The organism is Desulfosporosinus shakirovi, assembly GCF_020595055.1.
In the GTDB taxonomy this organism is placed as follows: Bacteria; Bacillota; Desulfitobacteriia; order Desulfitobacteriales; family Desulfitobacteriaceae; genus Desulfosporosinus; species Desulfosporosinus shakirovi.
Map to the genome: position 1 here is coordinate 80331 of NZ_JAJDOO010000010.1, position 14693 is coordinate 95023.

Consider the following 14693-nt stretch of genomic DNA (forward strand, 5'->3'; position numbering starts at 1 on the left):
TTTAGTAGGTACCGTTTTCATGAACATAATCCAAGACGGCTTTGAGATTTTCCACAACCGGACCACTGGCTTCCAAGTGAATAATGCTTTTATCCGCTTGCCACCAATATCTTCCTCCTGGAGCGAGGATATCTAATAATTCTTTCGCCTTATCCACACACTGTTGCTTAGTCCCGGTTTGCAATAATGTCACTGGATAGAGCCCGGAGATGATGTGTTTTTGGCCCAGCTTTTCCTTAATAACTTTTGCATCTCCGTATTCAAACCTCATAATTGTGTTTTCTGGCAATTCATACAGATAATCGAGGTATCTCATCCAGTCTTGTTCCACAAACAACTGGACATTTTGACCCATACTGGCTAATGTCTCGACTAACTTCTTGAAGGTCGGCCAGTATAATGTTGCAAAGTCCTTATCGCGCAAATAGGGCGCCATGTGAAGCGGAATAAAGGTATACCCTAACATTGAGGGATTCGGCAGAGTACCTTTCTTAATCATCAAAGGTAATACAGCTTCACAGGCTGCCGCCACCTTATCCGGATACCGTCTGACATCACCCGAAATCCCTTTAAAACTCCTCAGAAAGTCAGCCATGAAATCAAAGGGAGCTTCTGTTAAAGCACCAATCATTCCAGCAAAGCCATATTTGGCATTCATTTTTGCCCTTATTGCTCCCAGATGGGCCAGATCATCGGATTGAGCACGCATCGCCTTAGCTAACGTCATAGCCACTTTGCCGGGTTCCCCGTTAAACCCCGTGTATAACCGAGGTAAAATCGTTTCGACAATACAATCATAAGGGGATGCTATAAATTGGTCATATTCCTCAGCCAGCATGCCCACGACATCGGGATGCTGCATGAATCCGCTGGAACTCATGACAATAGGGGTTGACCCTAGAATTTGATAGTGTGAAGGAATTCTGATGGAACCGCCAGGATAAGTGTCGGTGTAAAAATCTTGACAAAATTTATCGTACACTGGCTCTAATTTAGTTAGATCCCATTGACACTCTGCCAAGTCCAAACCGGCATGTTGAATAGCAAAATCTTGGGTTGCCGGGTTGCTGATCGGTACTCTTTTTGGAGTTTTTCCGCTGAACAGATCGCGGAAGATCTGATTTCGTTCATTCGTTCTAGCTGCAGCATCCGTCATCTTATTTCACCCACCCTTGACAAGTTTTCAGCCCTTCAGCAGCGTTCGTTGTGAAAGCGTCCGCGCCAATTTGCTTACAGGCATCTTCATTGACAGGATTCCCGCCAATGATTATTTTTACACTTTCCCTTAAGCCAGCTTCGTTCAACGCATTAACCGTATTTTTCATAGAGTCGATGGCAAGGGTCAGAACTCCGCTCATCCCAACGATTTGTGGTTTAACCTCTTTTACCTTCTCGACAAACGCACTGGGTGAAACGTCAATTCCTAAGTCGTAAACGTCAAAGCCTGCTGCTTCTGCCATACTCCCGAAAATATTCTTGCCAATATCGTGTAAATCTCCTTCTACAGTACCGATAACGATGGACCCAAATTTTTGGGTGGCAACACTGCTTAAAACAGGTTTTAGTAAATCAATGGTTTTCGATAGTAATTCCCCGGCAAAAATCAAGTCACCAACGTAGTATTCGTTCTTTTCAAACAACTCTCCGACAATCGCCATCCCTTGTTGACAAGCGAAAACAACCTTCTGGGCATCTTCACCACTGGGGTTTGTTTCGATAAAATCGTTAATCATCGTTAAAATCGTGTTTTCGTCAAGGTCTCCTACTGCTTGAGTCAGCGCCTGTAAATCGATCATGATTAAACCTCCTCTAATTTTAAATAACTCAACTATGGGAGCTCAGAATATACCTAGCTTTAACTGTATATACAAGATTAAGGAAAAAAATAGTTCTCTTTATCCGAAATCTTAAGCATCCGTTTTTAGAGGACCGATCTTGTTTTTGCGGTAAGCATTCAAGTAATTTCTACAAAATCGATCTTTACCCAGTAAAGCATCTGTTATATACAGCGTTGTCACCAAATCCCGATTACAAGGATCTAAGATGGCAGAATCCATTCCTGCGTCAATCGCTAAGGTTAAGAAGTGTTGATTAACCACTTTTCTTAAAGGCATTCCAAAGGATATATTGCTTAACCCAGAAGTTACTTTAATAGCAGGGTATAAGGTTTTAACCTCTTTTAAGGTTTCGACAAAGTTCAGCAAAGATTGATTATCTGCAGACAGTGCCATTACAAGCGGGTCAATGTGGATCCTGTCAGGGGTAATATCATAGATTAGAGCCTTTTCAACTAAAACCTTTGTGATTTCCACCCTTGTTTGAATGTCCTTGGGGATCCCCCTGTTATCACACGTCAATGCAATAACCTCCCATTTCGTCCCTTTAATAATCGGATAGATTATCTCGCATTTTCCGCCTTCTTCAGATACAGAGTTGATCAATCCAGGACGTTTAGCATAAGGAAAAACTTTTTCAATAACCTTCGGATTTGGACTATCGATACATAAAGGAGTATCCACTGCGTTCTGAATAATATCCATCATCCATAATAAAGTATCTACTTCAACATCTGGTGAAGTGCTGGCACAGACATCAAGATAATCTGCACCTGCTTCTGTCTGGCGTATGGCAAGGCTTTGAATAAACTCTTCATCCTTTTGCTCTATGGCCTTTTTAACACTTGGTATAGTTCCGTTTATTTTTTCGCCAATAATAATCATTTGAGGCCCTCCTCACTTCATATCTACTCCTGTATATACATGTCTTATGAAGATATATTAACAATATTCAAATTACTTGTCAAATTATTTTTTTCACAAGTCATTCAATTTGAACTCTTGCTACAATTTAAAATCTTGACTCAAATTACTTTAACTAATGGACATGCCACTTTTTAAAGGAAACTTAATAACACCAGGCCATAGGTGCCTTGTTGCGATTCTAACAACTAAAATAAAGATTTCAGTTCTAGTAGTGCTCCTTGAAGCATGGAAACAGACTAATATAGCCATTCAAACTATGGTTTTTTCCGTTGGATGCAACGAGTGAACTCGTTCAGGTAAAGCTGAACATCGAGACTTCGGTGGCATAAGGAACACCCACTTGAAGAAGTGAGTGTCTCGAAATTGATAAAGAAAAGAAGCAAAGAACTTTGTCAGTCCCTTGCTTCCATTTAGTAATATATCGTTATTTTCCATGCTTTATTGAATTTTAAAATATGTGCATTCACCGAAAATACTATTAAATCTAGGATAACTGCCCAACTCAACAAATTTAACAGCCTCAGCAATATCCTTCGTTCTACGGAATTCACTTGAAGAAAGTAACGCCAATTTTGAGCCAGTGCCAGCTGCATTGCCAATCATTCGAATTTTACTTTCCAGTTCAGGGGGAATCAACCCTATAACACAGGCGCTATGGGGATTCAAGTAGTTTCCAAAGGCCCCTGCCAAGAGGACTTCTTTAATATCTTGGGCCTGAATGCCACAGGTCTCCATCAATACTCTGACCCCTGCCGCCATTGCTCCCTTGGCCATCTGAAGTTCTCTGATATCAGACTGAGTAATCATAATAGGTCTGCCGTGACCGGTTATACCGGCTTCAGCTAGCAAAAATGCGCCTTGGCCTTCAAATTGTATGAGATTTTCCTTAAACCTTTGGGCCGCAGGATTTGTTAATTGGTCGAAGGCTAAGATTTTTCCTCTCTTATTGAGAATACCAAGTTCTACCAATCCCGCGACAGCGTCAAGCAAAGCAGAACCGCATATTCCTAAGGGTTTCCCTCCCCCTATCACGGAATACTCAAGCTTGTCCCGATAGTAAACATGGTCGATGGCACCCGCGGCACCTCTCATCCCACTGCTGATTTGGGCCCCCTCAAAAGCAGGGCCTGCCGCAGCTGAACAGGCAACTATTTTTTCTCTGGAACCAAGGGCAATTTCACCATTAGTGCCAATATCTATAACAAGCTTAATATCTTCACTCTGATCCAACTCGGTTGTCAACAACACTGCAACTGTGTCAGCCCCTACAAAACCAGCAATATTTGGCAACATAAACACTTTTCCAGCCTGATTAATGCTTATTTCAAGTTCCGAAGCATCTAATGCCAAAGGTTCACTCAGGGCAGGTACATAAGGAGATACTGCAATACTCTGAGGATTTATGCCTAGAAAAATATGATGCATACAAGTATTCGCTGCGATAGAAATGGCGTAGATTTCATTCCTCAAAACAGACGCTTTTTGTGCCGCTTCATCAATGAGTTTATTAATAGCCTCAACCACAGCCCTCTGCAGTTTTGTTAGACCATTTTCTTCATGGCTGGCAAAGGTGAGCCGCGAAATTACATCTGCCCCAAACACGGTCTGGGGATTAAGGGTAGAAACCACACTTAACTCTTTCCCAGTATAAAGATCGAGCAGATAGCCCACAATGGTAGTTGTACCAATATCGAAGGCCATTCCGAGCATGGATTTCGCAGAATCCTGGGGTTCGATTCCAGCTACTTTACTTTGATGCATAACTGCCGTAATACGATTATTGGCACCTCTAATGACATCCGGCATCTTCCTTAGAATAGAGACTGTTGTCTCTAATTCACTCTCCTTATACCCTTGTCTGACTAAACTTTCTATCAAGCGACGCCAATCAGAACTCTGAGTTTCACGCGAAGGCTTATCGACTTCAATGGGTACCTTGAGGAGCAGTGGTTCAATTTTGGAAGTTCTTTCACTGGCAGCTATTAAGATATTGTGTTTAAGTTTATTTTGGTTTGGAAGCTCCACTATTAGGTCATTGTGCACAGCAGTTAAGCACGCTAAACGAATACCTTTGTCTAATTCCTTCACTTGAAGTATTTCTTGTTCTCTAGTAACCGGTGTCGTCAATCCCTTAGAAACTTTGACCCGACATTTTCCGCAAGTTCCTTGGCCGCCGCAGAGAAAATCAAACTCTAAACCAGCTTCATTCATAACTTCCTTAAGTTTGCTGCCATCCGCCGCTTCTACTAATACATTGCCAGGCTGAAAAACCACTTTATGATATTTCAAAGAAAGCTCCCTCCACCCTGTGTCATTAAACTCTAACCTTTGCACTTTGGACTCCGGATTAATCACTGCTGCCTTGCAATTTTATATAGTCTCCCCTATAACTAGTGATACCTATGCCAATTGGCTTGTTCTCATTGTTATAAAGTTTCTGCTCAACCACCAATAAGGCAAGATCATCATAAATATTGAGATATCGTTTAATTTCTTTATTAGGTATCTGAGCACTAATACTAATTCTTTTCTTTAATGCAAAAATGGGCATACTATTCGAGACCATTTCCTGAAATGTGGCTTGTTCAATTTCCTTTTCTACAATAGGCATGCCTTTGCTATAAAGTAAATATTTAACATCATAAGCTACAGGACTTCCTTCTGTATAGAATAACCTCCGAATCATAATAACGTGCTTATTTCTGGTAGTTTGCAACTCATCTGCTAACTTTTCATCGGGCATAATAATTGAGACTTCTAACAGTCTGGCGTTATCAACAGTATTAATAGGGTTATTCATCTCATCATAATGTAAAGTATATTTGTTAACTTCTGGTTTTTGGACGTAACTGCCTTTACCAGGAACAGAATAGATGTATCCCTCACTTGCTAAAATAGCCAAGCCTTTTCTAACCGTCATTCGGCTGACACCATATTCTTTACAAAGTGCGGTTTCAGGAGGAACGGTATCACCAGGTTTTAATTCTGCGCTGTTTACTTTTTTCTTGATGTCTTCAACAATTTTGATATAAACCGGATCAGCCATTACCTTCTACTCCTTGTCCATTACCAACGTTCATCCATTCCCTGCATAATTTGGCCCCTACTGAAGCATCTGTTGCAAACCCATCTGCACCAATGAACCTAAAAGCCTCTTGGGTAAGATGATTAGCACCTATAATGATCTTAACCTTATCTCTAAGGTGTACTTTCGTCAAAGAGATTACGACTTCTCTCATTTCATCTACAGTGCTCGTTAACACACCGCTCAGCGCTAAAATATCCGGATTATGTTTTTTCACATTTTTTACAAAGAGTTCTCTCGATACATCTACCCCCAGGTCAATCACATCAAAGCCATTCGCTTCTAACATATACCTGAAAATGTCTTTTCCAATATCATGTATATCTCCTTTAACAGTGCCTATAACAATCTTTCCGGTTTTTTTATTGTACTTCGCATGGAAAAAGTCAGTCATTTCTTCTAGTTCCAATACTTGTCTAAAGATAAGCCCTGCCATGATCAAGTCTGCGATATAATAGTCTCTGCAGTCATAGAGTTTCCCTACTCTCTTCATTCCTTCATTCATTAAATCAAGCAGGTATAGAGGGTCAGTCCCTTCAATTAAGACTTCCTTAGCCAATTTAAGAGAGTTTTCTTCGTCTAACTGTTCCACACATCTGACTAATGACTCCTTTGTGTCGCCTAAGTCTTTCATCTTTTCCCTCCCCTAAACCAAATTACGGCTTTACGAGCTTAAACGAAGCCTGTTTTATTTGATGTTATATATACAGGTATAACATGAATATTCAAATTAAATATTATAATCTAAAATTTGTTTTGTCAAACTTTATACAAAGATTTCAGAATTTGGTCAATCTTCGTTTACATGTTAATGGCGAATTCCCCCAACATATAAGAGAGATGGGCACACTCATCTCTCTTATTAAGTCTTAACTAAATACTACTCTGAAAAAAGATTCTACAAAAATAACCTAAACAATCTACAGACCACAAAGGCAGGCAGATTCTTCCACAAAAGTGAACGAATTGCATGGAGAGGCGGTAAGGACCACAAAGCTGACCTGGGAAGCGCAGCTACGGGTTCACATCAGGTATTACCCAGAGGTTTGGCACGAAAGTGTCCGGTGGACATTTTCGCTCGAAGCGGCTATCTCCAAAGAATACTTATCCGCTGAAGATAGCTCACGCGAAAGCGAGTAGGCGAGCCTCGGAGTGCTGAGTGACGAAGACATTGTCTTCGCACGAATTAGCTTTCTTGCAGGATGTGGGTGAAGCTGCCCGACCCAAAGGACCTATTTTCATCCTCTGATGGTGCCGCCTTAGCAGCGGCATGAATGGCTACTCTATAATTACTCTTACACTTTTCTAGCATCATTTTTTATTTCAGCAAGGCTTTAGTAAACTTTATAACAAATACAATAAATAACAAACCTACACCATTAAGAATTGCACAGGATATAACGTTATTCCGGTCTTATTAAAGAGGCACCTCAAAATAATTTGAGGTGCCTCTTTTTCTAGTTGATTATGCTTTGAAGATTTCTCAGCCTTGGTAGAGGGTTTATTTAGCTGCTTGGTTATTGCTCAATCCCAGACCTTTTCTCTTCGCCATAATGTGAGCTTCGATGTTATTGGCGACTTCTACCGGATCATCTCCGAGACCGACCTTCCCTCCGGTTAGTCCTTCAACATCTTGGGTCAATAATTTAACGAGTTGAGGCGCGCCTGTCACAAAGGGAGTCGGCGATAAATGAGTATACGCACCGTATGCCACAGCAAATACTCCATCAATCGTCGCTTTTTGCTCCATCCATTCAGGGGCAGTTACTGCAATAGGTAATTGAGGTACATCTACATCTAAATGATCTGCCAGCGCTGTAACGAGCATTGAGATTCTTCCTGTATCCGTACAGGTTCCGAAACTCAAGACCGGCGGGATTTTTAGGACACCGCATATTTCTCCTAAACCACTGCCCGCCAATTTAACCGCATCCATGTTGCAAAGGCCTGCCACTTCTAAAGCATGATTTCCGCATCCAGCGGATACTACCAAAATATCCTTCTTGATAAGTTCTTTAGCTAGATTCACCGTGTTCCAATCTTGAGGACCATTTCTGATAGTTGAGCAACTCACTAAGGCGACAACACCCTTAATTTTTCCAGCGGCAATGACATCAACCAGTGGATCAAGTTTACCGCCAAGGGCCTCCAAAACGGCTTCTGTGGAGAATCCCGCAATCGCCTTTTGGATAACTTCAGGGACCTTTGCAGTGATTTTTCCTTTACGCTTTTTGAAGTTCTCAATTCCTAGCTCAATAAGTCGATCTGCCATAGCGTCCGTTTCAGCCGGATGATACGGAATCTTATGTTGAAGACCCGGTAGCCCAATGATGGTGCTGACTGCTACCAAGGTTATTTGGTATTGTTCTGCATACATATCAATAGCCGGTGGCGAACAGTTCTCATCCATAGCCAGGACATCTACGCTTCCTGTCGCTAAGAGAGGCTCTATGGTCAACCAATTCCCCATTAAGCCCACAAAAACATCATCTACGGGAAATCTCTGAACTAATTCTTGTCCCGTTTCGATAGATCCAACGATTCTAAGCCCTTTGGCCCCAGCCGCTTTAGCCCGCTCTTGAACTTCCGCCATTTTAGCCTTTTGGATAGTTGCAACGCCAGGCCAAGGTTGGTGTCCATTAAATACGATATTAACGTAATCCGGGTCCATGATCCCCAAATCAACATTGACTTCGTGTGGTTTAGGTGTACCAAACAAAATATCCTGAGTCATTTCCAACCCAATTTGGGCATTATAGATTGTGGAAAGGCCTAGGCGCAAGGCTTTAAGCGCGAGGGAAACATAATCTCCATCGACATTAGTCAAGCAACTCGCGACACAATTTTGCTCCTCGTGAAGAGCTCCCGCCGGATAAATATGTAAGTCCTTCCAGACCTTTTTCCGCTTCTTTGGAGCAAAGGCTTCAACCATGAGATTCGGCTCTTCTACACCAATGTTCATCTGGGCATTGAGCAGATCAGCTAATTGTATGGCCATCTGGTTAATATCCTGATTCGTATTGAGTCCAAGCTTTTCACACATCCATTTAAGTTTATTGACATCCGTAATTTTAAATGGAGTTTTCCCTTCTCCTGTGGCCTTAAGGGTCCTGAATGCTTCATAAGCATGATGGCTGTAGGTGCCTGCTCCCATAATATTTTGAAGCAACAACTTTCTCATAGCCATAGCATCAGGTCCGATTCCACAAACTCCTTTATCCTGCCCAGTCTTCTCACTGATTCGGCAAGGCCCCTGAGCACATTGTTGACATGTTAAGCCTTGAAGACAAAATTTACAGCGAATCTTTTCCTGCTCAGTCCAACGATCGAAGGAATTGGACATACCGTCTTCCCTGATTCTTCCTATCATTGCTTCAACTGAATCATGGTAACTTATTCGACCCTCAGTCTTTTCCAATATGGTTTCAGACATTACCTATCCCCCTTTTATAATTACTATTGAAAGTTTGCTCATCTGCCCTGCTAAATATGTACAGTTCTGTGAACTGTAAACTAATTAAAGCCTTCTTCAAAGCAACTGACTCGGTTGTTATTTTGTTACTATTTTTCCCGTTCAATTCTGCGTGTAATAGTTCTTAATACAAATTGGAAAGATAAAATCAACAAATAGATAACAAATAGATATGGAGGGATACTAAATGAACGAAAGTACGGATATAAAAATGAACCAACCGAATTTAAAAGCAAAGAACATAGTATACTATATCTTGGGTGTTCTGGAGGTGTTATTAGCCTTTCGCCTAGTCTTCAAACTTCTTGGAGCAAATCCTCAAAGTCTTTTTGTTTCATTTATATATTCAGTATCACAAGCATTCTTATCCCCTTTTACTGGTATCTTTCGGTCGGCAGTCACCAAAGGGATTGAGGCACAGTCCATTTTAGAGCCAACGACGATTATTGCTATGATTGTTTATGCAATTATAGCTTGGGGAATTGTTAAGTTAATTGAGATTAGCAGACCTCATCACACACCAGAAAAACGTTAGTGAACTCGTTCAGCTAAAGCTGAACATCGAGACTTGGGTGGCATAAATCTCCAGTACGATAGTCTCCGGTGGAGAGTATCGTCACCGAAGTAGAATAAGGAACACCACTTGAAGATATTAAGAGCAGCCCGTAACAGTTTTTAATTGTTACGGGCTTCAGACTTGAATCAGCTAAAAAGCAGCAAAAATTTTTTGACAGCAAAGAAGATGCCATCCTAATAATTAGACAGCTTAAATACATGTACCTTACGGAGATTTGAAGTATTTCCTATCTGCATAATCTAAAGGATTTATGCACTTTACGTCGAAATATTATAACAGTTAGAATTTTTTGTTTATCCCGGTTATTCCTACAGCGATTACCAACAAATTGAGGAGACTGCTATGCCTAAGAGAAATATTGAAAGTTTTCTTGATCCTCAATACTTAGAGGAAATCCTCGCCAGTTTTTCTAAGGCTACAGGGCTTCATATTGAAGCCGTAAATAGAAAAGGAGAAACCCTTGCTATATTGGGTAATAAATGCAGGAGCGATTTTTGTCAGTTTATCCGAAGCCACAGTAAAGGAGAAAAGAAATGTTTAGATTCATATAAAGAAGCGACTTTAGAATCCGCCAAATGGAATGAGCCCTATTTCTTCCGTTGCCATGCCGGACTTATTATATGGGCCGTCCCGATTATAGTAGATAGTATATTCTTAGGCAGTATCATATGCGGACAAGTATTACTGTGGAAACCTGACGAATTTTTTCTTCAACAATTAAAGAAATCCAACTCTAAAAATATAGACTTTGATACTTTGCAACAAAAAGTAAAAGAACTCCCCATATCCTCTCCTGAGCAGTCCCAAGCTGCGGCAGACATGCTTTTTGTGGTGGTAAATCACTTGGTGAAAAGAAACATTCATACTATGGAGGAGGAAAATGCTTATCATTTAGAACGCCTTCAAATAAAAGCTGATCTGGAAAACAGAAAGAAGAAAAACTCTACAGAGTTTACAGACTATGGAACCTATTTAAAAAATGAAAGGCGTTTTCTAAGTTATATACGGCTTGGTGATAAAACCAGGGCCGAAAGTACTTTGAAAAATTTATTAACTGACCTCTTAACTAAAACCGCCGGGGATAAAGCTACTATTAAAATACGGGTGCTTGAATTGGCCTCCCTGTCATCAAGGGCGGCCGTCGAAGGAGGGGCTGATGCTGAACTGGTCATGGTTAAACTTCAAGATTTTAACAATGAGATTAACAGCATTGAACGCATAGAAGAATTCTTCTTCAAAGTCCATAAGGTCATAGGGGAATTCCTGGATGGGATTTTTAAACTCGCAGACAAGAAGCACCTCAGTTTAGTTAATAACGCCCGAAATTTCATTATGGAAAATTACCATAAACCACTGACACTTAAAGCAACTGCCAATCATCTCTTTATTAGCCCATCCCATCTATCTCGTTTATTCCGCTTAGAATTAGATTGCACTTTTAATGATTACCTAACTAGAGTCCGTGTTGAAAAAGCAGTAGAACTGATGAAGAAACCGGAGTTCAGTGTTGAACAAGTTTCTAAAGCAATAGGCTTTAAAAGCCAAAGTTATTTCGCTGAAGTATTTCGGAAATATATTGGCGTCACCCCACTGATCTATAAAAATAGCTTATTTTAGGAGCGATTCAATTGATATTTGATGATATTATCTATTCAATTGCTGAAGGGGAATCTGAGGATACGATAGAATTCTGCAAGCAAGCTTTAGCACAAGGATATTCTGCTAATTCTATTCTTGAAAAGGGACTCATTACTGGTATTAACATCATCGCTGAAAAATACCGCACGGAAAAAGTTAATGTTCCGGAGGTTTTAATGGCCACCAATTCAATGCATGCGGGCCTATCCGTTATTGAGCCAATCTTGACAGCCCCTGCTAAAAAAGGGCTTGGCAAGATAGTCTTGGGTACCGTCGCAGGAGATTTACATGATATTGGCCTCGGCATTGTCAAAACCATGGCTATGACAACAGGCACCAAAATCATAGATCTTGGAGTTAATGTTACGCCTAAGAAATTTGCCAGTGCTGTTCGCAAGGAAAAGCCTAATATTCTCATGATTTCGGCCTTATTAACCACAACCATGTCTGTTATGAAAGATGTGATTGATGAACTGGAAGCTCAGGGATTGCGCAATGGGATAAAAATCATAGTAGGTGGAGCTCCCATAACTGATGCCTTTGCCAAGGAAATTGGAGCAGATTATACATTTGAAGATGCATTTGAATTCCGCAAGTTTTTAAAGGAAAATCTAAGTAAACTGTTAACCTCCAAAGAGGCAACTCATAAAAGAATGCATACCCCTGAATGAATCATAATTAACTAAAAGAACTACTCTTGTTTTTGCAGGAGTAGTTCTTTGCATATAAGCTTTATGATAAATTAATTTAATTTCACTCGCCCACTTCTCAAGCTTCTCCTAATATGATTGATTCGTTCTTTCCGGGTAAGAGTCCTTAAAGTCACGATCCGGCTCGATCTTTTTTTCTATTTTGTGTTCCTGCTAATGTTTCCAATGTGACAACTTGGCCCGCATCAACATAGATGGATTCCGGGACCTTGATTCCTTTGACAATTGAGGTAAGGAGACCTGGATCCCCTTCTATCTCTCCGACTCCCCACCCAAAAAAGTCGGCAATCTCCTGAACTTTTTTTCTGTATCGTTCAAGATCCTTTATCCCGGGAGTCTTAATGAAGATTGCTTTTTGATAACTGCCATACAAAGTTTTAATCAATTTGCGCGCTTTCTTTTCACCATATTTCTCTTCATATTCCCAGTATTCTGCTAAAGGAGTGCGCCCATAGTCCAACCATCCCTGGCTAAAATAATAAGTGAGAGAGTTCTCCTTGAATAATGCCATATGCCTGGCAGTTGATCCTAACATTAGGCCAATACAGTCGTGTGTCGCCGGAAATAAAAGTGGTACGCGCGGCGACAGCAACCCAAGCATTGAATTAGAGCAACGTCCATAAGTAAGTATGATCAAATCATAGTCCTGGCTCTGATTAATTATCTCCTGCAGTTTAGCATGTAACTTATCCGGTCGAGCGTGGAAGCTGTAATCTAGAAACTCACAATCCATTCCCTGGTTAAGTCCTTGCGCATGGATTTCATTCATAGTTGACTGGCAACCAATCAGCTTAATTCTCAACTGCATCATCCTCCACAACAAGCTTGCTCAATCCATAGAATCTTAACCGCATAAGAACACCCAGGCCTCCACAACCCAGATGTTCTTTTGATTTGTATCAGGACTTTCCGACTTAAAGCTTCTCCTGACCAAGTGCTTTGTAAATGCTAAAGCACATGGCTATCATGATCAACATGAAGGGGAAGGCCGCGACAATAGAAACTGTCTGCAAAACCGATAAAGCTGCAGTGCCGCCGCCGACTAAGATCAGAATGATGGTGAAAGACCCCTGTATGATACCCCAGAAGCTGCGTAATCCCTTGCCAGGGTCCATGTCACCGTTGGAAGTCAACATAGCAAGTACATAGGTTGCGGAATTCGCAGCTCCGACAAAACAGGCAACGATGAGGAGAATTGCCAGAGGAGCGGTGATTGAATATAAAGGTAACTGTTGCAACATGGCGAACAAGGCGGTAGTATAGTCTGTTTTAACAGCAGCTTGAATGGCTCCATTGGAGAGCTTATCCAGGTTGAAGGCTGCACCGCCGTAAATCGACAGCCAGATCATGGAGAATCCAGAAGGCAATAAGGTTACGGCTAACACAAATTCGCGGATGGTACGACCCTTGGAGACACGGGCGACGAATTGTCCGACGAAGGGAGCCCAAGCAATCCACCACGCCCAGTAGAACACAGTCCAGCCGTTTATCCAGTCTATATTGCCCATCCACAGGGTCTGTCCGACAAAGTTTTGCAAGTAGGCGCCAAGAGTATCTGTAAAGTTGTTCAGGATAATAACCGTCCCCCCGAACAAGAAGATGAATACCATGAAACCAATCGAAAGCCATATCTTAATGTCAGCAGCAATCTGCATAGCCTTGTGCAGGCCGGATATTGTGGCCAGAGTGAAGAGCAGCGTCATTAATGCGATGACTATCGAAACGGTCGTAGGCGTTGCCTGAATTCCCCAGATATATTGCAGCCCTGTGGCTATCTGGTTAGAGCCGAGACCTAAGCTGGTGGCTACACCAAACACGGTGGCAAACACTGCCAAGATATCAATCCCTTTGCCGATGGGCCCGTAAATCCGCTCCCCAATCAAAGGATAGAAAGCTGAGCTGACTAAGAAGGGCAGATCCTTGCGGAATTGGAAGTATGCCAGAGCCAGACCCCCGATGGCGAAAATTACCCAAGGATGAATTCCCCAATGAAAAAACATGATGCGCATGGCTGTACGCATAGCCTCAGGGGTACCCGCTGTATCCATCGGCGGGGTTAGGTAATGCATCATTGGCTCGGCAACTGACCAGAAGACAAGCCCGATACCCATACCTCCTCCGAACAACATAGAAAACCACTGAAAGTTACTGAACTCAGGCTTGTCGTCGTCTTTTCCCAGCTTGATTTTACCAAAACGACTAAAGGCTATTCCGAAAATAAAAATCGTAAAAAAAGCCACCGCCAACAGATATAGCCATCCGAAATCAGTCGTCAAAAATGCGAAGGAAGCACTAGCGACTTTACCCATTTGTTCAGGAAGAAACATGCCGAATATTACGAATAATACGATGATGACTGAAGAGATATACATAACAGTACGGTTATTTGAGCTTCTACTATTTGTCATGAATAGCACTACTCCTCTCGTAAACTTTACGTCTAATGGAT

The 14693-nt window shown here is 41.5% G+C and carries 12 protein-coding genes; 3 read left to right on the top strand and 9 right to left on the bottom strand.

From position 1 onward, the window contains the following. Position 1 precedes the first annotated feature (1 nt). From LJE72_RS10905 to cooS, 7 genes are all read right to left on the bottom strand, one after another. Positions 2–1156 carry a uroporphyrinogen decarboxylase/cobalamine-independent methonine synthase family protein gene (locus tag LJE72_RS10905; RefSeq protein ID WP_229247607.1) on the bottom strand — a complete coding sequence of 385 codons (1155 nt, stop codon included), beginning with the start codon at positions 1154–1156 and terminating at the stop codon, positions 2–4. A gap of 1 nt (position 1157) precedes the next feature. Then, complete coding sequence (locus tag LJE72_RS10910; protein WP_229247608.1) at positions 1158–1796, bottom strand: cobalamin B12-binding domain-containing protein; 639 nt, start codon at positions 1794–1796, stop codon at positions 1158–1160. A gap of 111 nt (positions 1797–1907) precedes the next feature. Next, positions 1908–2720 carry a methyltetrahydrofolate cobalamin methyltransferase gene (locus LJE72_RS10915; protein ID WP_229247609.1) on the bottom strand — a complete coding sequence of 271 codons (813 nt, stop codon included), beginning with the start codon at positions 2718–2720 and terminating at the stop codon, positions 1908–1910. Positions 2721–3200: 480 nt separating this feature from the next. Further along, complete coding sequence (locus tag LJE72_RS10920) at positions 3201–5051, bottom strand: ASKHA domain-containing protein (protein ID WP_229247610.1); 1851 nt, start codon at positions 5049–5051, stop codon at positions 3201–3203. Between the two features lie 58 nt (positions 5052–5109). Next, positions 5110–5808 (bottom strand): GntR family transcriptional regulator, encoded by a 699-nt coding sequence (locus LJE72_RS10925; protein WP_229247611.1) that lies wholly within the window; start codon positions 5806–5808, stop codon positions 5110–5112. Beyond that, positions 5801–6481, bottom strand: coding sequence for a cobalamin B12-binding domain-containing protein (locus LJE72_RS10930; protein WP_229247612.1), 681 nt, complete (start codon positions 6479–6481; stop codon positions 5801–5803). Before LJE72_RS10930 ends, LJE72_RS10925 begins: the two co-directional genes overlap by 8 nt. An 867-nt stretch (positions 6482–7348) precedes the next feature. After that, entirely contained in the window at positions 7349–9280 is a 1932-nt protein-coding gene (gene cooS / locus LJE72_RS10935; RefSeq protein WP_229247613.1) for an anaerobic carbon-monoxide dehydrogenase catalytic subunit, read from the bottom strand. 226 nt (positions 9281–9506) lie between these two features. On the opposite strand from cooS, the gene LJE72_RS10940 reads away from it, so the two are divergent. From LJE72_RS10940 to LJE72_RS10950, 3 genes are all read left to right on the top strand, one after another. Then, positions 9507–9854 carry a YggT family protein gene (locus LJE72_RS10940; protein ID WP_229247614.1) on the top strand — a complete coding sequence of 116 codons (348 nt, stop codon included), beginning with the start codon at positions 9507–9509 and terminating at the stop codon, positions 9852–9854. A gap of 384 nt (positions 9855–10238) precedes the next feature. After that, the gene (locus LJE72_RS10945) at positions 10239–11513 is read left to right on the top strand and encodes a PocR ligand-binding domain-containing protein (RefSeq protein ID WP_229247615.1); all 1275 of its coding nucleotides are present in this window, start codon (positions 10239–10241) and stop codon (positions 11511–11513) included. A gap of 11 nt (positions 11514–11524) precedes the next feature. Next, positions 11525–12205, top strand: coding sequence for a corrinoid protein (locus LJE72_RS10950; protein WP_229247616.1), 681 nt, complete (start codon positions 11525–11527; stop codon positions 12203–12205). A 151-nt stretch (positions 12206–12356) separates the two neighbouring features. On the opposite strand, the gene LJE72_RS10955 is transcribed toward LJE72_RS10950, so the two are convergent. Beyond that, complete coding sequence (locus LJE72_RS10955; RefSeq protein WP_229247682.1) at positions 12357–13052, bottom strand: DUF1638 domain-containing protein; 696 nt, start codon at positions 13050–13052, stop codon at positions 12357–12359. A 106-nt stretch (positions 13053–13158) separates the two neighbouring features. Continuing rightward, positions 13159–14652: a glycine betaine uptake BCCT transporter gene (locus LJE72_RS10960; RefSeq protein WP_229247617.1), complete on the bottom strand. Its 1494-nt coding sequence runs from the start codon at positions 14650–14652 to the stop codon at positions 13159–13161. Positions 14653–14693 lie beyond the last annotated feature (41 nt).

Excerpts from the sequence above, each read along its gene's own strand:
- LJE72_RS10905 (WP_229247607.1), bottom strand. The coding sequence starts at position 1,156 with ATGACGGATGCTGCAGCTAGAACGAATGAACGAAATCAGATCTTCCGC.
- LJE72_RS10910 (WP_229247608.1), bottom strand. The coding sequence starts at position 1,796 with ATGATCGATTTACAGGCGCTGACTCAAGCAGTAGGAGACCTTGACGAA.
- LJE72_RS10915 (WP_229247609.1), bottom strand. The coding sequence starts at position 2,720 with ATGATTATTATTGGCGAAAAAATAAACGGAACTATACCAAGTGTTAAA.
- LJE72_RS10925 (WP_229247611.1), bottom strand. The coding sequence starts at position 5,808 with ATGGCTGATCCGGTTTATATCAAAATTGTTGAAGACATCAAGAAAAAA.
- LJE72_RS10930 (WP_229247612.1), bottom strand. The coding sequence starts at position 6,481 with ATGAAAGACTTAGGCGACACAAAGGAGTCATTAGTCAGATGTGTGGAA.
- cooS (WP_229247613.1), bottom strand. The coding sequence starts at position 9,280 with ATGTCTGAAACCATATTGGAAAAGACTGAGGGTCGAATAAGTTACCAT.
- LJE72_RS10940 (WP_229247614.1), top strand. The coding sequence starts at position 9,507 with ATGAACGAAAGTACGGATATAAAAATGAACCAACCGAATTTAAAAGCA.
- LJE72_RS10945 (WP_229247615.1), top strand. The coding sequence starts at position 10,239 with ATGCCTAAGAGAAATATTGAAAGTTTTCTTGATCCTCAATACTTAGAG.
- LJE72_RS10955 (WP_229247682.1), bottom strand. The coding sequence starts at position 13,052 with ATGCAGTTGAGAATTAAGCTGATTGGTTGCCAGTCAACTATGAATGAA.
- LJE72_RS10960 (WP_229247617.1), bottom strand. The coding sequence starts at position 14,652 with ATGACAAATAGTAGAAGCTCAAATAACCGTACTGTTATGTATATCTCT.